Annotated in this window: 17 protein-coding genes; 7 read left to right on the top strand and 10 right to left on the bottom strand. The window is 46.1% G+C overall.

Features of this window, described 5'->3' with window-relative positions; translation table 11 throughout:
* Positions 1–75: 75 nt before the first annotated feature.
* The 4 genes from lnt to DFR28_RS08325 all read left to right on the top strand — a co-directional run bounded on the left by lnt (position 76) and on the right by DFR28_RS08325 (position 5,112).
* Entirely contained in the window at positions 76–1,629 is a 1,554-nt protein-coding gene (gene lnt / locus DFR28_RS08335; RefSeq protein ID WP_211316930.1) for an apolipoprotein N-acyltransferase, read from the top strand.
* A 400-nt stretch (positions 1,630–2,029) separates the two neighbouring features.
* On the top strand, positions 2,030–2,821 hold the full coding sequence (locus DFR28_RS08330; protein WP_113953871.1) for a ribonuclease H family protein: 792 nt from the start codon (positions 2,030–2,032) through the stop codon (positions 2,819–2,821).
* Between the two features lie 83 nt (positions 2,822–2,904).
* Positions 2,905–3,075 carry a hypothetical protein gene (locus DFR28_RS19670; protein WP_170132029.1) on the top strand — a complete coding sequence of 57 codons (171 nt, stop codon included), beginning with the start codon at positions 2,905–2,907 and terminating at the stop codon, positions 3,073–3,075.
* Between the two features lie 90 nt (positions 3,076–3,165).
* Positions 3,166–5,112 (top strand): RecQ family ATP-dependent DNA helicase, encoded by a 1,947-nt coding sequence (locus DFR28_RS08325; protein WP_113953870.1) that lies wholly within the window; start codon positions 3,166–3,168, stop codon positions 5,110–5,112.
* A gap of 36 nt (positions 5,113–5,148) precedes the next feature.
* Here DFR28_RS08325 and DFR28_RS08320 read toward each other — a convergent pair whose 3' ends face one another.
* Both DFR28_RS08320 and DFR28_RS08315 read right to left on the bottom strand, forming a co-directional pair.
* Positions 5,149–5,679, bottom strand: coding sequence for a hypothetical protein (locus tag DFR28_RS08320; protein WP_147250963.1), 531 nt, complete (start codon positions 5,677–5,679; stop codon positions 5,149–5,151).
* A gap of 169 nt (positions 5,680–5,848) precedes the next feature.
* Positions 5,849–6,319, bottom strand: coding sequence for an anthrone oxygenase family protein (locus DFR28_RS08315; protein ID WP_170132028.1), 471 nt, complete (start codon positions 6,317–6,319; stop codon positions 5,849–5,851).
* A 75-nt stretch (positions 6,320–6,394) separates the two neighbouring features.
* Between DFR28_RS08315 and DFR28_RS08310 the strand changes: the two genes are divergently transcribed.
* Positions 6,395–7,300 (top strand): LysR family transcriptional regulator, encoded by a 906-nt coding sequence (locus DFR28_RS08310; protein ID WP_113953867.1) that lies wholly within the window; start codon positions 6,395–6,397, stop codon positions 7,298–7,300.
* Positions 7,301–7,477: 177 nt separating this feature from the next.
* Here the strand turns inward: DFR28_RS08310 and DFR28_RS08305 are convergent, their stop codons facing one another.
* From DFR28_RS08305 to DFR28_RS08290, 4 genes are all read right to left on the bottom strand, one after another.
* The gene (locus DFR28_RS08305; protein WP_113953866.1) at positions 7,478–8,101 is read right to left on the bottom strand and encodes an SGNH/GDSL hydrolase family protein; all 624 of its coding nucleotides are present in this window, start codon (positions 8,099–8,101) and stop codon (positions 7,478–7,480) included.
* Between the two features lie 702 nt (positions 8,102–8,803).
* Positions 8,804–12,001, bottom strand: a complete 3,198-nt coding sequence (lacZ, locus tag DFR28_RS08300) for a beta-galactosidase, LacZ type (protein WP_113953865.1) — start codon at positions 11,999–12,001, stop codon at positions 8,804–8,806.
* Between the two features lie 121 nt (positions 12,002–12,122).
* On the bottom strand, positions 12,123–13,067 hold the full coding sequence (locus DFR28_RS08295; RefSeq protein ID WP_113953864.1) for a DegV family protein: 945 nt from the start codon (positions 13,065–13,067) through the stop codon (positions 12,123–12,125).
* A gap of 394 nt (positions 13,068–13,461) precedes the next feature.
* Positions 13,462–15,066 carry a bifunctional AfsR/SARP family transcriptional regulator/alpha/beta hydrolase gene (locus DFR28_RS08290; protein ID WP_211316929.1) on the bottom strand — a complete coding sequence of 535 codons (1,605 nt, stop codon included), beginning with the start codon at positions 15,064–15,066 and terminating at the stop codon, positions 13,462–13,464.
* A gap of 221 nt (positions 15,067–15,287) precedes the next feature.
* Between DFR28_RS08290 and DFR28_RS08285 the strand changes: the two genes are divergently transcribed.
* Positions 15,288–15,971: a sigma-70 family RNA polymerase sigma factor gene (locus DFR28_RS08285; protein WP_211316928.1), complete on the top strand. Its 684-nt coding sequence runs from the start codon at positions 15,288–15,290 to the stop codon at positions 15,969–15,971.
* A 550-nt stretch (positions 15,972–16,521) separates the two neighbouring features.
* Entirely contained in the window at positions 16,522–17,055 is a 534-nt protein-coding gene (locus tag DFR28_RS08280) for a hypothetical protein (RefSeq protein WP_147250962.1), read from the top strand.
* A gap of 9 nt (positions 17,056–17,064) precedes the next feature.
* Here DFR28_RS08280 and DFR28_RS08275 read toward each other — a convergent pair whose 3' ends face one another.
* The 4 genes from DFR28_RS08275 to DFR28_RS19985 all read right to left on the bottom strand — a co-directional run bounded on the left by DFR28_RS08275 (position 17,065) and on the right by DFR28_RS19985 (position 21,777).
* Positions 17,065–18,396, bottom strand: coding sequence for a hypothetical protein (locus DFR28_RS08275; protein WP_113953861.1), 1,332 nt, complete (start codon positions 18,394–18,396; stop codon positions 17,065–17,067).
* A 185-nt stretch (positions 18,397–18,581) separates the two neighbouring features.
* On the bottom strand, positions 18,582–20,006 hold the full coding sequence (locus DFR28_RS08270) for a right-handed parallel beta-helix repeat-containing protein (protein WP_113953860.1): 1,425 nt from the start codon (positions 20,004–20,006) through the stop codon (positions 18,582–18,584).
* Positions 20,007–20,287: 281 nt separating this feature from the next.
* Positions 20,288–21,349 carry a hypothetical protein gene (locus DFR28_RS19665; protein ID WP_170132027.1) on the bottom strand — a complete coding sequence of 354 codons (1,062 nt, stop codon included), beginning with the start codon at positions 21,347–21,349 and terminating at the stop codon, positions 20,288–20,290.
* 293 nt (positions 21,350–21,642) lie between these two features.
* Entirely contained in the window at positions 21,643–21,777 is a 135-nt protein-coding gene (locus DFR28_RS19985) for a hypothetical protein (RefSeq protein ID WP_281268366.1), read from the bottom strand.
* Positions 21,778–21,814: the final 37 nt, after the last annotated feature.

The following is a 21,814-nucleotide window of genomic DNA, read 5'->3' as shown; positions in this document are numbered from 1 at the left end:
GGTTTGCTATTGTTACCTATATAATAAATTGACCTATTCAGGTTTAATAGCTTTGGTTGCGGCTTGAAGGCGCATGTGCAAATTTCATCTAGCAAAAATGGGGCGGGTTTTAGGTTTGCAATGAAGACATCATTCTGTGCGTTTGTTTCCATAATATTGCTTGCTTCGATATTTCCACCTACTTCGATATGGCCTTTAGCGTTTATTGCGTTTGTTCCATTGATGATAGTGTGCTCAAAGCACTCTGCATTTCAAAGTTTTGCGATACTGATGTGCGTAGGCTTGATTGTCGAAAATATCATCTTCATTTGGATATATAAACTCGAAGTTTTTACGCCGGTACATGGATTGTTACTTGGAGTTTATTTTGCCCTATATTGGTCGATTTGGGGCGCATGCACTAGCTGGATACTACGGAGTAAATTGTCGCAAACTTTGAAGATGCTAAGTGTTGCATCGGTTTGGGTGCTGCTTGAGTACGGTATGGCGAATATGGGATTTCTGGCGTTTCCATGGAACACACTAGCCCAGTCGCAGACCTCAAACCTTTGGCTAATTCAATGGTCGGCTGTTTTTGGTGAGTATGTTATTGCGTTTTTCATAATCGCTGTTAACTATATATTCTATGCTCACAAAACGTTTAGTAAACGAGAAATCAGAGTAAGCGCTTTGTTTGTTGTGATTTTCTATCTAAGCGGCGCATTGGATTATTACTTCAACAATGATCAAACAGGTAAACCGGTCAGAGTGGCTTCCTTTCAAACGAATTTTTTACGAGTTAGAACTGCTGAAAATGTGGATCCAGCGCGCCGGCTACAAAGGGTTTTATCTATGGCTGAGGACAGCCTTGCCGAATCACCTGATATATTGGTTTTTCCTGAAGGAACACTTCATGGTAATGGTGTCGCTTACGATATTAATCTGGCGAGACTACGGGCTTTTGCTAAAAGAAATCAGATACCTATCGTGCTTGGTTACATGCGGGATGATAAGTACTCCAGTCAGGTCGATTCTAAAGAACAATTTAATGCAGCAATCTTGATTGATTCAGATAAGGAGCTAACCATTTATCACAAGATGCTATTAATGCCATTTTCAGAGAGGTTACCCTTAGAAGGCATTATTGTATGGCCAAGATGGTTGGTGCCGAATGATATGTTTTTAACCCCCGGTGTTAAGTCTACTCCAATGAGTGCCGGTGATATTCATGCAGTGCCCATTATTTGCTGGGAAAATTTATTTGCAGGTTTTGTTAAAAAATCCTTATCTAAGGAGTCAAATATCATTATTGATATAGTTAATGATAATTGGTTTGGCAACACACCTGCACCATATCAGCACAACAACATTTCTGTTTTTAGAGCAATTGAAAACGGGTTGCCTTTGGTAATATCATCAAATACTGGCCCCAGCCAAATTATAGATTCTAATGGTCGAGTTTTGGCGATGTCCGATGAGATATTTGAGCCGAGTACTGTAATAGCAGATGTTCGGCTGCGAAGCACTCGCACCATCTATTTTTACATCGGTGATATTTTTATAGTCTTTTGTATTTTAGTTTTGACCATTGCTTTAGTCATGACAATAATGGTGAGGCGAACAACTGGATTGAGTACCATAAAATCATAACCAGTGATTGCTTGCGCGCGGCGGCTGAGGAGCTGGTTGCTCACTCTTTAGTTTTAGCTTACAACATGAATAACTGCAAAGTGCTAAAGCAGCGGGCTATGTTTATCTTGACGGTGATATTTGATGTTTCGCGTAGCTCATTAGTAATTATCTATTAATAATACCCTCAGTTTCAATTGCCTATGTGTTTAGTGTCAACACGATAAACTCAATAAGCCGATCCCTCGTGGTGGTTTTTCCATAAGCAGCTTGCAGATTCTAATATGAGAAGAAAATTTGGATGGTAGGAGTAATTGGTCGAAGCCTCAAAAAGCGAGCTACATACGTAGCTAGATACCTTAAGACTTTCCTAATGATCTTGTTAAAATACTAGGTCTATTAAAACTATTAAGAAGCAGCTGTGATAAAAAAATTTTATGTGGTCTGGAAGGGCAGAGAAACAGGTATTTTTACCGATTGGAATACCTGTAAAAAGCAAGTCGACGCATTCCCTGGAGCGAAATATAAATCGTTCAAAACTCGGGCTGAAGCCGAAGCGGCTTATACCGGCAATGCTGGTGCCGCAAAAGCTGCCGTAAGCTTTGGGGCAGGTAAGTCAGGAGGGTCGCCGGTCAAAAAGAGCTCGTCTAGACAGACAGTAAAAACCTATACTGCCGACGAAGTCGCGGCGCTGTCACTGGATACCAAAATCTTCACGGATGGAGGTTGTGAGCCCAATCCAGGAGAAGCGGGCTCGGGCATAGCGATATATCGCAACAACGCAGTTGATGAGCTCTGGTACGGTTTGTACAGCCCCAATGGCACCAACAACACGGCCGAGTTGCATGCCTTGCATCAAGCATTAATCATGGCAAAAGACGAAATTGAGCATGATAGGTCTGTCGCAATACTTTGTGATTCAAAGTATTCCATTCAATGTGTTACCCAATGGGCGGTGAATTGGCAGAAAAAGGGGTGGAAAAAAAATGGCGGTGAGATTAAAAACCTTGAGCTAATCAAAGAAATGTTTCCCCTCCATCAACAGCTAAAGGACAAGGTACAGGTGTTGCATGTGAATGGTCACGTTGGTGTTGAGGGTAACGAGTTGGCGGATCGCATGTCAATTCTGGCAATTAAAGCCAAAGACCCAAGCTTTACTCGGTACACCGGCGAACTTGACGTCAATGGCTTATTGGCAATGCGAGCCGGATAATGTTGTTACCGGTAACTCCGTCGATGCATCTTAGATGTAACCAAAGTCAAACAATCACGTAAACTAAAAACGCAGGAATTTGTATGTCACAAATCACGGTAAAATTTAGTATAGAAAAAGAAACCAAAAATAGTGTGCGTTATAAAGAGCAACCGGAAGCAGGTAAGGCTCCAATAATTGGCACTTTGTATGTGCAGAAATGGTTTGCTGGTGACGCTGAAACGCTAGAAATCACCATTGCTAAAAAAGACTAATGTAGCTGCAAGCTTGGTTTACAGCTCACCGGCAACCACAAAGGAGTGTTTAAGCAACCAAGGATTCACTGTATTGCTTTGACCAAAAATATGAAACTAGATATTCACAATGCACTAAAACAGACGTTCGGCTTTGATCAGTTTCGCGAAGGGCAAGAGCAAACAATTACGCAACTATTGGCGGGTCATTCGTCGTTAGCGATTTTTCCAACCGGGTCAGGTAAATCATTGTGTTATCAGTTTGCCGCCTTGCATTTGCCTCACCTTACGTTGGTCGTTTCGCCATTGTTGGCCTTGATGAAGGATCAGCTTGCTTTTTTAGCAAGCAAAGGTATTTCTGCGGCTAGCATTGATTCCACCTTAACCCCGTCTGAAAATCAGCAGGTGATGGCGCGCGTGCGTGCTGGTGATTTGAAGATATTGATGGTGTCAGTTGAGCGTTTCAAAAATGAACGCTTTCGCGAATTTATCGGTAGTGTGCCGATATCCATGTTAGTGGTTGATGAGGCGCATTGTATTTCAGAATGGGGCCATAATTTTAGGCCTGACTACTTAAAGCTACCGGCATATTGTGATGACTTAAATATTCCATTGGTGCTCTTGTTAACGGCAACCGCTACCAAAGCGGTCAAACGTGATATGGCGCACAAATTTGCTATCGTTGAACAAAATATTGTGCAAACCGGGTTCTATCGACCCAATCTCGATTTGGCCGTGGTGCCGGTAACGACGGCAGACAAAAACGTCGCGCTACTCGAGTACGCGTCATCAATTCAGGGTGCTGGCATTGTGTATGTCACGCTGCAACACTCGGCAGAAAAAGTTGCCGATTTTTTATGTCAAAATAACCTCAATGCGGCGGCCTACCATGCCGGCTTCGACAACCAAAAGCGGCAGCAGATACAAGAGCAGTTTATGGCTGGGGGTATCCAAATCGTGGTGGCTACCATCGCGTTTGGTATGGGTATTGATAAATCAGATATACGCTTCGTAGTGCATTATGATCTCCCTAAATCTATTGAGAACTACAGTCAAGAAATTGGACGAGCCGGGCGAGATGGTTTGCCTTCGCGGTGTATCACCTTGGCCAATTTAGATGGCTTGAACACTGTTGAGAATTTCGTCTACGGTGATACACCTGAGTTAGCCTCGATCAACTTTGTATTAGACAATATTCGAAGCGAGCAACAGGACGGTAACTGGGAGTTGTTGTTAGTGAGCCTTTCCAATGCTAGTAATGTACGGCAGCTACCGCTAAAAACCTTGTTAGTACAGTTGGAGTTATTGGGAGTCGTACGCCCAAAGTATGCCTATTTTGCAGACATTAATTACAAATTCATAAAATCGCGTGATCAAATACTAGCTCGCTTTGACGGCGAGAGACGTAGCTTTATCGATGCAATTTTTAAGCACACACATATGAAGAAAGTATGGGGCCAACCGGATTTCGACGCCCTGTATAGCAACTATTCTTGTGATCGTGGGCGAGTGATTCGGGCGCTGGAATACTTACAAGAAACGCAATGCATTGAGTTGGAGAGCAAACGCATGACCGAGGTGTTTGCCGTCAATTCCGATGCTTTAGCGGATGTTAATCTAGCCCAAACATTGTATCGGTATTTCATCGAAAAAGAGCAAAAAGAGATTAAACGCATTGCTGCACTGATACGTTTCTTTGAGTTGGATGTTTGTTTGAGCCACAACTTGTCACGATATTTTGATGACCAGCAAGCTCCGCAACAATGTGGGCATTGCTCGGTATGTCGAGGTCAAGTTGCAACGCTGAGCTATTCACAGCAACTAGATTGGCCCAGCGATGAATCGTTACGGCAGGCTTTATCCACGTTACAAAGCCACCTTACAGACAAACTCGCTGCGCCTCTTTCCGAATTGTCAGAAGAGTTGTTTTGCCGGTTTCTTGCGGGGTTAAGTGTGCCTATCTTCGCGCGCCATAAAGTTAGGCAGCTTGGTGGTTTTGCAGTATGTGAGAACTTTAGATACGCCGATATTCGCAGTAAAGTTCAAAGCTTGATGTGAGCATCTTTTACGCGGATGGTAAACCGCACTTTGGGTTTATCTCGTTTCTTTCACGATTATCCGACCGCCATAGCCGTTGGGGTCTAGCCCAACGTCGAGTGCGATAGAGTTTGTCCATGCGTAAACACGAAACTCGTAGACGCCCTTAGGTAGATTTTGATATACCGACCAGAGTGAAACCTCATCCTCTCTACGGTCGTTGTCTAGTCCAGCGCGGTTGTAATAACTGGGCTCACTACCATTGGCAAGCAGGGTAAACTGACAAAACGGCGCACTTACTTCAGCTGAGAGACCGCGGATTCTAATATGGCTGAACAGAAAGGCTTCTAATGCAGTATCGTCACTTTGTTTATTGAATATTACCGAAGGGCCTATCGGCGTGCCAAAGGGATGGCTGCTGTGGCTGAAGATATCGTAAAGCGCATTGTTCAAGTCGCCGCTTTGTTGGTAAGTGGACGGCTGGTCTTCATCGCCCAGTAATGGCACTACCACAACTTTATTTTGTGCCACCGACTGAGTTGTGCTGAGCAACAACAGTAGGGCGCTTGTACATAGGCTTCGGTGCATCGTAAAAACTCCAAATCGATAGGATATTCATATTCAGCTACTTTTTATTGCGGCCGTAAACTGAATTGTATTCTGGAGAATTCGGCAGCTTAGTTCATGAGTGTATATACCTATTTTTAATTGATTTTCTTTAAGCGTTTGGTTTTCGGGTTGAAGCTATGGTTCTTCTCTACTGGATTCGAATCGCGAGTAGTGCGGCTATTAAGCTGGCAACCGCTAATACGCAACGTAAATTATGCCAATAAGCCCATCTTGAGAGTTCGGCCGGTAATTCGTCTTCGCTTATCGAGGAGGTTTCAAAGCGTTTATTAGCCGATTTGAAGTAAGCAAAATAGATGCCTAGCATAAGCAGCCCCAGTGCAGCCGATATTGCCCACCAGTACAGGGCTTGTGAGCCAACGATATAGGCGCCAATTAGCGTAATAAGCGGCAGCATGGTGCCCGCAATTGTAAGAGGTGCGAAGAAGCGGAATAGTGACGGCCCCATTTGATGGTGCAAACCAAGGAATTCCTTTGGTTTCATCTTTCGCCAATATGGAACAAGTACGTTGGCCTCGGTCAAAAGCGCGCCAGCTAATATTCCCGACGCCGTTGCCGATGCGAGGCTCACAATGCTAAAAAATGTAGTTATCGAATTCATGTGCCAATAATACATAGTTCGTGAATGGTTGATAATATTTGATTTTATTGAAATATAGTTCTATAAAAGTTAACAATGAATCAGTTAAATGCAATGCGGGTATTCAGGCGAGTTGTCGAGCTCAACGGTTTTTCAGCTGCCGCGCGTGAACTTGGAATATCGAATGCCGCCATTAGTAAAAATGTCAGTGACTTAGAAGCACACCTTGGTGCACAGCTTCTGGTGCGAACCACTCGGCGTCTCAGCGTTACTGAAGTCGGGGATGCGTACTATCGGCGCTGTGTTGCCATTCTTCAAGATTTAGAGGAAGCGGATCTCACTGCAGCGTCTAATTCTTGCGAGCCGCGTGGCCGCTTACGGGTAAACGCGCCGATGTCGTTCGGGCTGCTGCATGTGGCACCGCTAGTTTCTGAGTTCCTGTTTCAGTATCAAGATATTGAAGTCGAACTGGTGCTTGACGATCATGTTGTCGATTTAATTGAAGGGGACTTCGATGTCGGTCTTCGTGTTGGCAGCGCTCTCCAAGACTCAACGCTTGTTTCACGGCATTTGTCATCGGTAGAGCGGGTTTTATGTGGGGCTCCAGAGTACTTCGAAAGGTTTGGACGCCCGCAGGCGCCGATCGACTTACATAGGCATCGTTGTTTGGTCTACAGTCTGTCGTCGTCACCAAAAACCTGGTTGTTCAGCAAAGCTGGCGAGATTCAATCAGTTGACGTAACTGGACCGCTAATTGTCAACAACAGTCTTGCTCTGCGTGATGCGCTAACCACTGGCGTTGGCATCAGTCTTATTCCTACCTTTATTGTCAGTCAAGAGCTGGCGAGTGGCACGTTAGTGCAAACCTTACCAGACTTCCAACCCACTCCTCAGTCACTGTACGTGGTGTATCCGCAGGCAAAGTATGTTGCGCAAAAAATCCGAACGTTTGTGGATTTTATGGCGGATCGCTTTGCTGGCGACTCGCATTTGGGATCTTAGAAGCGAGAGCCAGCATAAGTAAGCCTAGATGTTCGGCATGAAACTAGCTCTGAGTTGGCAATTACTCAAAGCTGGTTTAGAAAGCTGCCTAACGGTTATCAATCTAACGCTAAAAATGCGCTGTTTAAGTAATGGTTCTATGTCTGGTGGTTCCGTTTATGCCGCAGCAGGTCGATGCTATGGGAATACACTAGCAAAGGCATTGGCTATAATTTCTTGTCCTTCTTGGTTTGGATGTACCCCATCGATAATCGTCTCGCCACTGCCAAGTGCGCCGCGCACCTCGGCGACTACCGCATTGTTGAGGCGTCGTATACCTCGACTTATCTCGTCTGCACGACGATTTTGAGCTGAATCAGCGGTAATCGGTGGAAGCGTTCCGACTACTGGAACAACGTCTCTTGAACGCGCGAAGTCAACCATGCTTTGTAAGTTACTAATTGCGTTGGATATAGATTCGTCTCTTAGGGCCTCATTGGTGCCCAGCAAGATGAAAACATGGCTAGGGTTATGCTCATTGACGAGTATCTCGATGTTGCGTACGCCAAAGTCGGTTCGTTCATTGGTGACAGAAGTATTAACCATTTCTCGGCTAATTTTGCCACTTAAAATGGTGGGCCACGGGGTCGCAATGCCAAAGCCGTTGCCAATACTGTCACCAATGGCAATGACGGTGGTTTTTTCAGCGGTAGGTTCGGGTGGCACCTGACCACCACCACTGTCAGAATTACCGCCTCCACAGGCGATTAGGAAAACACTGGCGAGAACCAGAAGCGAAGAGCGATTAAATGCGAAAGACATAATAGGAAGAGGCGATAAATCTGAGTCAAAACGCTGCGTAGATTACACTATAAGGTGGGCGTTACCAAGCAAAAATGGGCAAAGCACAGCTTGTGTGTCTAGAGCTTGTCTATTTAAGGTATTGGAAGGAACGAACTCAATCGTGCCGCCAAGCAAGGTTGCGATGCGACTTTAACTACTCGTTTTAGTTTCTAGTGATGAATAAGCTGGCAGTACTGTCGGTTTCTATCGACATATCTCATGGCCATTCAGGGGATAGAGCATGAGACATATCTACCCGAGAAAGTACTGCCAACTTATATTCGGTTACTTAGCACTAGATAAACTATCTAACGTTAGCTCTCGCTGTTGGAGCTATCAAACTATCTAGTAAAAAAATGCTAGGTTGTTGCAGGAGAACAGGGTACTAATAAGTATCTCTCTGCGTCATATAGCTAGTGTACGACAAGAGTCTATAGTTAGACAATTGTACTAAAGTACTAGGCGAGCCAATTTGGACGAGTACCTACTGAGTTCAAAGGCTAATAGTTTTATGTGGTGTTAGCGTTTTAGTCACCGCTCTAGGGGATACTGAGCATGTTTACGGATATACTCTTAGATAATAGTTTGCCTCAACTTCGCTGATGATTCTCACTTCAGCCGCCTAATACATGTTACCCAAGCGGCTGTATGTCATTCCCGCCTCCCTCAGGCCAATCATGATTAGTCATTGTCTATCGCGTGGTAAGGCTCTATAAAATATGAATATCGGTAGTCAAGCCACGGCAATGTGTATTTCGTTAGTGGTGGGGAGCCCCAAGAGTCAGTGCCACCGACGCCGCGTTGTCGATAATCAATATTCAAAAACAGTGTTTCAGTGGTTGCTAAATCATGTGGGTGCGTATTGCGCGAGCGATCAGCTGCAGTGGTGTCATAGTCTTCGGGATCAAAGCGTTGTACGTTAAAATTGATGCGTGGCGTGCCGCGGAACTTTACGCCCAAGCCGTCTTTATTACTCAACGTCACATAGCGCACATCGGTTCTGTAACCATTTTCTTGTGGGCGAACGTAAGGCGTGTAGAGCTCATCAACGGTGGCATTGTATAGGCCGACGTGGGCGGAGGCTTGCCGGTCCCAGTAGTTTTCATGCGGACCACGGCCATACCATTGCACTGCCTCAAACTGCTTATCTAGCTCGAACAGCGTGCCGATTCTAGGCAGCTCTGTGTGTTTCTTGTGGGGAGCAGCGTAAAACCACACGTCAGTCTTTATATGGCCGTTGCCATTGATTGTATAGCGAGTGAAATAACGGCTCTCGATCTCCGGTAAGGCGTGTTCTATATCAATAACTGCCTGTGTATCAGAGGTCGAAGATACGCGCAGCGAAGTCAGGTGTGGGGTTTTGCCAACCTTGCGCCAGACCTCGAGGCCATCGCGATACGGCGTAACATCAAAATCGTTATCAATCGGCGCGCGCCAAAAGTTTGGTCTTGGTGCTGTTTTGAACAGTTCATGTTGGTCGTACGTTAATGAGTCAATTCGCCCTGTGCCCTTACTCAGGCTCATTGAGAATGCCGGCCCAGTAAAGCGAATTGAATCTTGGCCCTCGTTTATAGTCAACGCTCTGGTATTTTCTGGTGGGTTGTTTTCGACCTGCTCAGCGCTAGCTGATACGGCAAGTTGTTCGGTTGCAATATTGTGGCCAGCATCCAGTAGGCCCTTGCTTTTAGTAGTGGTTACCGCCAAATTTAGAAAGTATTCAACCCCAGACTCGTAGTTAATTTGATAGGGTAACTCTATTACTTCACTCGATTGTGCCTCTGCACTTAGGGAGATTCCACTTTTCGATATTCGACTGGATGCCACCGGAACGCCATCGGCGATTATCTCCCAATCTAGTCGCAGGTCAGCTAGGTCTTGAAAATAGAATTTGTTCGATACTCGAAGTTGTTGGAGCTCTTCATCGTGCCAGTTGAAGGCAATATTTTGATGAACTTTCTTCACCTCCCACAGGTAAGGGTAGGGCTGACGGTCAGCATAGACGAGGCCATTTGCGCAAAAGCTAGCAGAGTTTTTGGTACCTTCTGGTTCGAGGTCTCCGCCATAAGCCCAGTAGGCTTGTCCAGTCTCAGTGAATCGTGCAAAGGTCTGGTCGACCCAATCCCAGATAAACCCGCCTTGCAATGCCGAGTGCTTCTCGAAGGCGTTCCAATATTCTTGCAAGTTGCCGAGTGAATTGCCCATTGCATGTTCATACTCGATTAACAACGCGGGTCGTGTGTCATGCTGAGCGGTAGCATAGCGCTCAAGTAACTCAATTGGCGCGTACATTTGACTGTAAGTGTCGGTATGTCGACGCAGCTGTGCTTGTTCAGAGATAACTGGAGCATCGTCACGTGCCTTCAACCAATCGTATGAGGCCTCTAAGTTCGGCCCATCGCCCGACTCGTTTCCAAGCGAGCGCATTACCACCGACGCGTTATTTTTACTACGTTCGTACATATTCTGGATGCGGTCAATATAGGCAGCACGCCATTCGGGTTTATTGACTAGATGAATGCTCGGGTCATACTCTGATTGGTTCGCTGCGCCAATTCCGTGCGATTCAATGTTAGCCTCGTCCATCACGTAAAGACCATATTCGTCAGCTAAATCGTACCAATAAGAATCGTGTGGATAGTGCGCTAAACGCACCGCGTTGATGTTGAACTGCTTCATTAGTTTAATATCAGCGCGCATCGATTCTCGTGATACTACATGCCCCGTGATGGGGTCATGTTCGTGTCGGTTAACGCCCTTAAACAAAACGGCTTTTCCGTTTATTAGAATGTTGCCATCTTTAAGCTCTGTTGATCGAAAGCCGATCTTTCGCTGAAGCATTTGGGTCCCAGATTGTGTCGCATTATCGAGTGTTAGGCGCACGGTATAGAGATTTGTTTGTTCCGCGCTCCAGCGGGCGACATTGGCTATAGTTTTCTTAGTACCAATTGTGACTGAGCTATGCGGATTGATACGCGGAACCTTAAGTGTCTCACTTGAAATCGATTTGCCCGCTTGGTCAATAAGCATGAAACGTAAGGACCGTGCCTCGCTAATTAGTTCAGATGCATTGTGGACTTCGGTGGACAACTCAACCACTCCATCTTTGTAATTATTGCTTAGCGTTGTCTTAGCATGAAAATCGCGAATATGAGTTTGCGGCGTGGTAAACAGATAGACGTCGCGTTCGATTCCGCTGAGACGCCACATGTCTTGGCACTCGAAGTATGAACCGTCTGAGTATCGAAATACTTGGAGCGCAAGCTGATTATTGCCCGATTGAATGAAGGGCGTAATATCAAATTCAGCCGCCGTTTTCGAGTCTTGGGAATAACCAACTTTCTGACCATTTATCCAAAGGTAAAAGGCTGACTTCACTGCGCCGAAATGAATGATAACTTGCTGATTTAACCAGCTCTCGGGCACTTCAAATTTGCTTCGATAGCTACCGACGGGATTGTATTTGCTTGGCAGTTCTGGTGGTATTGCGCCGTCTTTAAAGCACTGATGACTGTGGTAAAACGGTATGCCATAACCGTTTATTTCCCAGTTGGCTGGCACCGCGATATTGGACCAATTCGAGTCGTCGAAGTCGAGCTTGTAGAATTCAGGTATCCGCAGCGAGGGATGTTCTACCCAATGGAATTTCCAGGTACCATTCAGTAGTTGGTGATTCTGCGTATCCCAAGCGAGTTCTTGTTGTAAGTCCTGCACATTGTTATAGGAATGAAAAAAACTACGTGCAGGCAATTTGTTAATTCGAAACACTTCGGGGTTTTGCCAATCAGAAACGTCGCTGAGCGGCTTCGCGGTGGCTGAACTGACCGCGAATAAAGACAGAATCGCAACCGCGCTGACCGCCAAGTTGTGTAGTCTAATCATAACTTGAGTTACCCTTTTGTATTTGTGATGAAGCACGGTGAGCGTACTTTTTATTGTGCTCACGGTTCAGATGAGTTTAATATTTTGAGTTGGTGAGACTAGGTGTTTTCTGATATCGAAATCACGGTTCTACTTTGCTGTTCTTAGGTGCAATACCCAACGAAAAAGAGCCGGGGCCATAGTTGGACGCGATGGTCAGGGTCATAACGTTTACTAACACCTGTACCCCGGCTTGTTGTGCAACACTGATTAGTTTTGAGTATTCAGAAAAGTTATCTAACCGACCTGTATCGTCGGCAATGCTGACTATGATCGTATTAAAATACAGCCCTTCTTTGATTCTTTCGATGGCATATCTGAATATTCTATTGACCGCTTTTTCAAACTTAGGTTGAAGCCCAATTACCCACATTTTCTCGTTGTTATTGCAGACAATCGGCACCACGCCGGTTTTATTCATAATCACGGCTGTTGGGTACGACACAGAGCTAACGCCGCGCTGTTTGGATTTGTGTCGACCATAAACCATGTCCTTGATGGTTGTGTATGACTTAGCAAAGACTTTAAATTTTTCGATTTGTGATTTGTATTTATTAAATTCATAGCCTCTGCTGACCAGGGCGTCGGCATATGCCGCGACTAAGCCTTGCCCCGTAGAGGTGTTGCCAGTGCTCATATAGGTCATGCGAAATGGGCGTGGTAAATCCTGCGCAGCGCGCAGTCTTCGGGACTCAATTAATATTGAGTTAATCGCATTGGTGTAATTATCATAAGTAGCGCTGTGTGCCTTGGCAATGGTCTGGCAGATTGCTGTGTCATAGTTCGGTATTATTTTCTCAACCATAAACTCGATAAGCTCGCCCGTGGTAATGGGTTCGCTACTTATCTGTGCATCGACCGTGATCTCACCGCTGTTATAAATATCTATTAGTTTGTTTTCACTAATACGGTCTGAAAAAACGTTTCCATTGAGCGATATATGCAGGGGTAAAACTGTGATTGGTCTGTCTTTTATGTATGATTCTGGAAGTTGCGCACTCGAATCAATAATAATCGTATAGCTCATTGCCGTATTACCTTATTTTTTATAGTTATAATTATTTTTCGCAGGCTTGCATTCTTGGTGCTTACGTTTGTCTAGCGGTAGCATAGTTTGATACGACTACTTTTTGAAACAAAAATTTAAAACCATTTGCTAGCCGCTTGAGGGTTAGAGGTTGCTGAAGACTTAGCGATTGATCCATTTCATCTTTCTGGGGCTGCAATAACGATTATCGTTAGATTGGTCGCTTTAACACTTGTAAAGAGTGCTAATCTTCCTAATCAAGTGGAAAAATAGGGTCGAAAAGGCAAGCCTATGCGAGTGATTGGATAGGGCATGATAAGTGAATATGTCCTCATGCCGAGTTGCGCTTAGTTAGTAGACTTGAAAGATATCTTAATCTGGGCGCGCTTCCGAATTAGAGTTTATGTTCGGCGAGGAAACGCTCAGTCTCATCCATCACTACCTGCCACGCGGGTTCGTGTCCAAGTAAAATATGGTTGTTGCTTTCAAGCGCTACAAAGCGAGCGTTCGGTATGCCGTTGGCTACTTCTCGGCCTTGTTCTAGGGATATCCGCTGGTCATGTCGTGAGTGGAAGACGATGGTCGGTACATTAACTTGACTCAGGAGCGCACGCACATCGATATCGGCAAAGGCTTGTTGAAACCGAACCGCATTCTCAGGCGACGTGGTTTGTCGTTGAAATTCGTCGAACCAGTCAAGCTCTTCGGGCTTGGCGTCGGGCATAAACGTTTGGGTGAAGATGTGTCGATAGGCCGGGTTTTTGCCGCCCCATCCGTGTTGGGTTAGCGTCATCACTGCTTCACGTTTTGCTTGTTCCTCGACACTTGCGCCGATGCGCCAGCCGCTTGCATAACCGGAGATAAGAATCAGTGCGGACACTCGCTCTGGATGACGTACAGCGTATTCAATCGATACCGCACAGCCTTGTGAGATACCTAAGAGCGGAAACTTTTTTAGTTCAAGTTGATCCACCACGGTCTCAAGGTCGTTGACAAAGACCGCTTGGTTTATTTCGTCTACGTCCCAATCTGATAAACCGTTGCCACGCTCATCATAGCGAATAAAGGTTCGGTCTTTAGCAAGTGCATGAAATAAGTCGCCCCATATCGGGCTGTCCCAATCAAGCTCCAAATGATTTAACCAATTCGCCGCTTTGACAATGGGGCGTCCCGACCCTACGGTTGCATAAGCAATCCGAACATTATCCGCGGTTTTACAGAAGCTAATATTCTGCTGCCGTAGCAATGTTCGGTTGGGTTCTTCCTGATCTTTTCGATCATACTCTTGCAGACTAGTTTCAAATTTGGCATTGATGGTTAGCCCAGCGCTTTGAAGTGACGACGTAAAGTGGTCGATGACTTGTTGAGCTTCGGCCAATTGACCAAGTCGACGCAGAGTCATGACGCGAGCTTCGGCGGCACCGTCGCTGAACGGGTCTAGCTCAAGCCAGCGACGCGCCCAATTGCATGCTTCTTGATGTTCAATTTCGGGGTGTAGCGTAAGGCGTCGCATTACGTTCACTCTAAGTAAACGAGCATCTTCTCGCTCGGCGACTAACCACGATTGAAAGCCCGGTTGATTGGGCAAGTCGAGCCCGTCTAATAGTGGCTGTTCAAGCATTGCAGCGATACTCCTTAACTCGGCCAAGGGCAACACGGCATGCTGATCAAACAGGGTTTTTCTGATCGTGGAGAAATCAATGTCAATGCCTTCGAGATTAAGCTGCGCGCGTTCTCGGTCGGCTATTATTGGCCCCATCTCGGTTGTTGATTTTAACACTCCTCGCAATTTACTCAGCGACCAACGTAAGGCGCCACGCGGGTCATCAGGCGCTTCCCAAAATAGCTCGCACAGACGTTCGCGCCGATGGGGGCGTGCGCTTATTGCCAAAAAAGCCAACAAGGCGCGTGTCTTTTTAGACGCAGGCAGCGGCAGTTCTTGACCGTCCCGAGATAGCGTTAAAGACCCCAACGTTTTAATAAATATTGCTTTATTCAAACCTAAATCACCTGAATTCTAAAAAATACCGTGGTCTTTCCCTGAAATTACCACGCTCGTTACAACGCTCTACCGATAAATTCCAATCAACAAGATAACGACTATCGATACGGCGCGCGAACATCATGCTTACTGTATTGGCAGTTACCTTTGTCACCACAACACGCGATCAATTTTATGGAGAGCCAATGGGAACTAACAAACCAGTTGTAACAACTGTTATGCCTCATTGCATAGTCAAAGAGCATGCCAAGCTCCGCGAGCGTTATAGCGAGTTCGCTGATGATAAACTTCTTATGCTTATAGGCACGAGTCGCGATCGTGCGGCTTTAAGCGAACTCTATCACCGATTTCAATTACCCATTACCCGTTTTTTACAGCGCCAGATGTTTTCAACCACGTTGGTCGAAGAAGCTTACAATGACGTGATATTAACGGTGTGGAATAAGGCTGCTGGTTTTCGAGGTGAGTCCAAAGTATCGACCTGGTTATTTGGTATTGCCTACCGTACAGGTCTTGCCCATTCGCGTAAAGAGCGTCGTCATAACCATGTTAGCTCTGACGAGCTTGTCGACAGTGTGATATCAGGCGAAGGTACTGAGGCGCAAGCCGACGTCAATGAATCGTTACATGCGGCCTTACTCGAACTTTCCGAAGCACATCGCATTGTTACTGAACTAGCGTATTTTCATGGTTATAGTACTTCTGAAATTGCTCAAATCGTGGATATTCCTGCTAACACAGTAAAGACCCGTCTGTTTCATGCACGCAAGAAACTTAAAGCAGCACTCGAAGCCGATCGAATTGGTGTGGCGCCGAGCACCAGCCAGGCGCTTCGCAAGCCAATAAGTATCGTTGCTAAAAAGTTAGCATCCGCACCGCAGTTTGTTTTGCGGTCGATCTAATAAATAGTTAGATAACGTGCGCAGTAAATGACCGCCAAAATCAATCAGCATGAACTAGTAAGTGGTTCCCAATAGGCTCATTACATACGCGGGGATACTCTATATATTTTTACTGAGCTTAGGAAGTAGACTGAGGTCTAGAAGGCAATTCAATAACTAGCCAGCGAAGCAACCAAGGACTTAGCATGGGAGTCATGGACTACTCAACTTTTGATCCTCGTTAGTACACGAGAACTGCGTGATTTTGTTAGATATACATTTTTAGCTTGTTGCAGAATCTCTGCGGAGGGCCATATGGTCCTTTGACCGGTTGGCGCTCGTGTGGGATAACAGAATTTAGTTGGGTCAAAAATATGCGCTGCAATGTTTGCGCGAAGCCAAGCGTTAGGTAAATTTTGGCAATGCCGGTTAGCTAAAATTTTCTTGTAGGTGTTTGTGGTCTCGACAAACACATGGCGAATAGTGAAACAGTGTTTATCGTCTCGGTTTGATTGCCCCTGCTTAGTTCAAAAACAAGGTTTCTAACCTTTTACTCAATGGAGTGCCAAGCGTGTATAAGCTAGTTTTAGTATCTTTAGTAATCGCCGTGCTGTGGTCTGGAACGACTTCTGCCCATAATAAAGTAGTGGTCATTCCACTGGGTGGCGAAGAAAGTAACTGGCGCGGTGAGTGGTTGGTTGGTCAAACTTACAGCAAGGGCGACGTGGCATCAAATGATGGTAATAGTTACCTAGCATTGGTTTCGCACGACGCTACTGAGAGCAATCGTCCCCCAGCTGCGTCTCATTGGGGATTGGTTGCAGCGAGAGGCGAACCTGGCCCGCAGGGCCCGGCTGGTCTAGCATCTTTCAATTTGACCCGTCGTTCGGCTACGCCCGTAACAAATGGCTACACATCGGTGGATTGCAATGCAGGGGAAGTCGCTATCTCGTGTGGTACCTTTAAATCAAACGCCAGTGAAGAAGATGTAATGGGCTGCTACGTGAAACAAAATCTTAGTGGATGCTACTTCTATCATGACGAAAGTGGTGGTTCCGACAATTCTCTTCAAGCGCACTGTATGTGTTTGGCTCTGCCACAGTGATGCCTACCCTTATTGATCAAACTCGATTGAAATAGTCGGGTCGTTTTTACAGGAGATGTCTGCGAAGCACCGAGCAACAAAGTTGGCAACCTCGCCGTTGCCAGCCGTTGCGTCGATGCCCCTCGAGTAAAGAGTTTGGGCTGATCGGTTGTATAAAATAGGCTCGCCAGTAAATGCATCGATTGGAACGCTATCTAGATATTCTGGCACAAGTTGTTCGAGCGTTTTAACCGGTTTGTTGTACGTCAATGAGTATTGTTTTAGCGCAACAATGGTTTTGATTGCCTGCGTGTGAAAGTTACTAAAACAGCGTCGGTTTATGTAAGTGCTCCAGGTGTCGTGATTAACAATACTAAGAGCGTTCATGCCTAGCGACGTCCAGAAGCTTGGCTGCCCAGAGGGTATAGTCTGATAGTCTATTTTTGTGCAGTAGTTTGTAGTAGTTTGTTTTTGCAAGTATTGGAGGTGTTTGTACAGCTTGTTTTTGGTTCGATTTTTCTGGTAAAAATAGTTATAGCTTGGAATCGACAGCAAGTTTACCGCCGTATTGTCTTGCCACACTGTCCACCATAGGTTGGCGTCTGAATCAGAATCGAGAAGTGCTGAAATGCGAGCGCCAATTGACGGGTTCGAAACTTCTTCTGGAAATGATTGCATGTAAGCAAACTCCCCACTAAATACCATGTTGAACTGATCATTATGGTAATCGGGAATCACATCGATAACCGCCATAAGCTGACTAAGTTCCGATTCAGACAATTGCTGTGATGAAACAAACTGATGTAACCAATTCATAACTTTTTCTTGATAACTAACGCCCACCAGATAAGTAATAAGGGTCGCCGACTGATCGGTTTTTATTTGTTGCGTTAATTTAACCGCTAGTTCGATATGAGTAATCGCGGCTGGAAAATTCTGTGCTTGTAGCTCGCTCCTTGCCTTTAATAAAACGATATTTAGTAGGTCGCCATAGCCACCATAGTTTGGAAAGGGACTATCGAAGTCAATCGGGTGAGATTTAAACGAGGGCTTTTCTAACGCTTGCTCGATTAGTAAGAGTCTGTGTTCGTGCTGGGCTAACAAAGCGTCAGTACGGGCTTTGTTGAAAGCGTTTTCAAGAGCCTCTTCTACTTCGGCTGAGCTTTCTTCATCGGCTTCAGAAAGGAATTCCTGTAGATCATCAAAACCATTGTTGTTTGACGAAACATCGGCAATTGGATACAGACCCGTGTAATCGAGAGGCTTCTCGTCGAGAGCAACTCCGAGGTAGTTGAGTGCCGTTGTTGCTAGCGCAAATACACCAATGATGATTAGTAAAGCTTTGCCAATTCGTTTGATCATGATTATCTATCGTAATTTTTATGTATGTGTGTCTAGAGCGCATTCTGGCGATGTGAACGCTGTTAAACAGTCACGCGCCCGATTCCTTTACGCGTACTAAACGCTGAACGGGCGCCGGATGTTAGCTACAACCTCAGAGTTCTCGCTACTCAGATTGTTGCGGGTGTGGCATATATGGCGAAAAATCAGTCTTCCATTATTAATGGTAAGAAGGGCAACACAATTAGCTGAAATGCGTACGCACCGACGTCGAATGGTTTGTTTCTCAGGCGACCGGTAATGTCGATGTTGGGAGCCAATATTTCACTCCCAGCGCCAACCGGTGGGGCAGTGCGCTTTAATCTATAGTCGAAGTTTAACGGGCTGCGGAAGTAGCTAAGGTAATTACTATGATCGTCGGCAGCGACACCTGGATCAAAATTATGGTCCAGCGTAACACCGAGAGTGGTTGAGGCAAGTTTGCCGATATTATTGCGCACTACGTTGTTAATGCCGTGGGTATTATTTTTATGCGTGGTCAGACGAATCCATGGCACCATTGGGTCATCAGTATGACGTGGATCATCGACCACCGTGTTATTAATGATGCGTGTATTGTTCGCGCCATACACACTAATGCCATGCCAGTGGCTGACTGCGACCAAGTTGTTTTCGATAAGCCAATTATTGTAGAAGCCATCGAAGCAGCCAATGCCCTGAAAATTCGATAGTAGGGCAGGGTTGGGATGATTGTAGTTGGTGTAAAATTCATTGCCTCGCAGGGTCATACCAACCACCGGTTTGCCGTCGCGTGACCAGCTTTGAAAACCATCGTCATGGTTGCCGTCAACCTTGAAGGCATTGGCGACAAAATTGTATTCAAATAATCCGTAGTTACCAAGCCCGCGTAGCGCGTCGCCAGAGAAATTGATTACGCGATTATTGCGTACCGTCACGTTGTCAGAGCTGACTGTGATTCCAAAGGCAATGTTGCGAATTGTGTTGTTTGCGATCAGGCTATTATCTGCGTCCACCGAAATGCCGCTCTTGCGTCGCTCTAGCCAGTTTGCAACTGACCAGTTGCTGACATCGGTTGCGCTGAACAGCTCATTGTCTTGCACCGTGATGTTGTGGCTGGGACCGTTAAAACTATTTGATTCGATTCGGAGCAACGAGCTTTCATCGATGTCGCCATAGATTGGGCTAATCGTTAAGCCGCTAACTGACCAATTGGCCGAGGCTTGAAAATGCAGTTGGCTCAACGTTGGGGTCTGACCTGCACCGGCTTTGACGTGGATGGTGCTGGTATTAACGTATTTGTGAATATTAACTTTGCCGTGATAACCAGACATTAATATTAAGGTATCGCCGGCTTTAACCGGTGCGCCTTGATTTCGAGGTTCTGTATCGCCAAACGAGTAATATGGGCGACGCCAAGCGTGCGACTCTATCAAGTCATCTTCTATTACTTGCTGCAGGGTTCGCCATGGTGCGGCCTGAGTGCCTGAGTTTTCACTATCACCATTAATCGGATCGATGTAAAAGTTAGCCGCTAGGCTGACCCCTGGTCCGGATAAATATATTAGCGCACACGCGGTTAGCAGGAACAGATGTGTTGGATTCGATTTCATTTCTAGCTCAATCTTTTAAGTTAATGCCCCGCGCCTAGCCCAACATTACTTTAGCATTTAAGTGAGATAAATAAACGGCTTGATTTTCACGCTCGATAGTTAAACGGGCAAGTACTCGGTCGTTAGATTTTTTTACGCGTGGTGTGAGTCGGAGACCAGAAGCGGCTAAATAAAAAGCCTGAGCTGTAACTGCTCAGGCTTACTTTCAGTTTTGATTCGAAATGACTAAGCTCGACTTGGTTAACGCGGCTATGTCTGTTTCGACTATACGAAACAGAATATTATGGAGCGGAATCATAAAAAGTAATTTGCACGCTGCCGGCTTGGCCTGCGTTGCCGCTGCTGCCTTCTAGAGCGCCCGTACCACCTTGTCCGCCGCCTGATGTGTCGGAAGTAGCCACGGACGGGAGTACTTGTAGGCCGCCACCGCCACCACCACCGCCGCCGCCGTCATCTCCTTCACCACCACCACCGGCGCCTCCACCGGCACCACCAGTTAAGCCACCGCCACCGCCACCGCCGGCACCGCCTTTGTTTACCGTGGTGATGAGGTTGCTACCGCCAGTACCACCTTGTAATAAGCTACCTCCGGTACCATCGCCGCCTCCATTCGCGCCTGCGCCACCAGTCGTATTCGCGCCGTTGCCGAATGTCCCTCCTAAGTAAGAGTACAATCCTTGGCCGTTGCTGCCATCACCTTCTTCATTATTATTGGTCGCTGTACCACCAGCACCACCTATGGAGCTCTGCGCATCGTTACCGCCACCGCCTCCGCCACCGCCACCGGCCAGAGCAAGCACGGTATCGTTACTGTCGAATACTGCGGCGTAACCGCCACCACCGCCGCCAGCGACAGAACCAAAGGTAGTCATGTCGTCAAACGGAGTAGTGCCGCCCGCGCCACCGCCAAATTCACCGGGCGTACCATCTGGTTTGCCGCCTTCGCCAACATGTACGATTAATTCATCAATACCGCTAACATCTAAAGAACCGATTACGTTACCGCCATTACCACCAGGTGCGCTGCTAAAAGCTAAAGAGCTGCCAGCCGCATTCGCGCTTCCGCCGCCTGCGCCATTTAGGCTAACAACTGCTCGAATGGCACCTTCAGGAATACAAACATTTTGTGCAGCGTTTGGTGAGGTAGGGCCTAAGGTTAAGGGTTCTCCAAGTGCAGCGCAGACTTTAGTGTCGTCCATTAAAAGGTTCACAACAGCCGGAATTGTTTTTTCTCCGGCAGCCTGCGCTGGCACTAACTTGGCGAACGTAATACCAGTAGCACCGACCGCTAAACTCTTAATCACCACGCGCCGCGACTTATCTATTGAGTCGTTCTTTTTCATAACCCTTTGACCTTAAGTTTTTAATTTAAGCAAAGATATTATCATGAATTTTCGGGCTCAGATTCGCTGAATTTAATAGCGCTAGGTGACGTAATTGAATTAACCAGTGTTGATTGAAAGGGTCGAAGGAGCGGCGACACGTTACAAGCTCAATCAGAGCGCGGTGGTATATTCGGTATTGAGTTTATGGTTGTGAGAGCTTAACCCGCCACTAGTCATCATCTATTTGCTGCGCTAAGAACACGCTGAGAATTAGGGCTAAACAACCGCCACCGATGGTTAGCGCGACCATATTACCTTCGATAAAAATCGCGCTCAAATAACAATGCATCCATCTGTTCGAGATCTTTAAAGAGATTGGAGTCGATGTTAGTTGATGCGAAGGTGCTTTGCATCGCTAGCATCAGCATAAGAAAAAAGTATTTCATTGGCTGCCTCTATAAGAAGGTTTTTGTTGTTTCCTCT

The organism is Arenicella xantha (assembly GCF_003315245.1).
GTDB lineage: Bacteria > Pseudomonadota > Gammaproteobacteria > Arenicellales > Arenicellaceae > Arenicella > Arenicella xantha.
This window is presented reverse-complemented; position numbering and strand designations above follow the sequence as displayed.

Excerpts from the sequence above, each read along its gene's own strand:
- DFR28_RS08305 (WP_113953866.1), bottom strand. The coding sequence starts at position 8,101 with ATGTCTTTCGCATTTAATCGCTCTTCGCTTCTGGTTCTCGCCAGTGTT.
- DFR28_RS19665 (WP_170132027.1), bottom strand. The coding sequence starts at position 21,349 with ATGAAAAAGAACGACTCAATAGATAAGTCGCGGCGCGTGGTGATTAAG.
- DFR28_RS08270 (WP_113953860.1), bottom strand. The coding sequence starts at position 20,006 with ATGAAATCGAATCCAACACATCTGTTCCTGCTAACCGCGTGTGCGCTA.
- DFR28_RS08325 (WP_113953870.1), top strand. The coding sequence starts at position 3,166 with ATGAAACTAGATATTCACAATGCACTAAAACAGACGTTCGGCTTTGAT.
- DFR28_RS08275 (WP_113953861.1), bottom strand. The coding sequence starts at position 18,396 with ATGATCAAACGAATTGGCAAAGCTTTACTAATCATCATTGGTGTATTT.
- DFR28_RS08295 (WP_113953864.1), bottom strand. The coding sequence starts at position 13,067 with ATGAGCTATACGATTATTATTGATTCGAGTGCGCAACTTCCAGAATCA.
- DFR28_RS08310 (WP_113953867.1), top strand. The coding sequence starts at position 6,395 with ATGAATCAGTTAAATGCAATGCGGGTATTCAGGCGAGTTGTCGAGCTC.
- DFR28_RS19670 (WP_170132029.1), top strand. The coding sequence starts at position 2,905 with ATGTCACAAATCACGGTAAAATTTAGTATAGAAAAAGAAACCAAAAAT.
- DFR28_RS08285 (WP_211316928.1), top strand. The coding sequence starts at position 15,288 with ATGCCTCATTGCATAGTCAAAGAGCATGCCAAGCTCCGCGAGCGTTAT.
- DFR28_RS19985 (WP_281268366.1), bottom strand. The coding sequence starts at position 21,777 with ATGAAATACTTTTTTCTTATGCTGATGCTAGCGATGCAAAGCACCTTC.
- lacZ (WP_113953865.1), bottom strand. The coding sequence starts at position 12,001 with ATGATTAGACTACACAACTTGGCGGTCAGCGCGGTTGCGATTCTGTCT.
- DFR28_RS08315 (WP_170132028.1), bottom strand. The coding sequence starts at position 6,319 with ATGAATTCGATAACTACATTTTTTAGCATTGTGAGCCTCGCATCGGCA.
- DFR28_RS08320 (WP_147250963.1), bottom strand. The coding sequence starts at position 5,679 with ATGCACCGAAGCCTATGTACAAGCGCCCTACTGTTGTTGCTCAGCACA.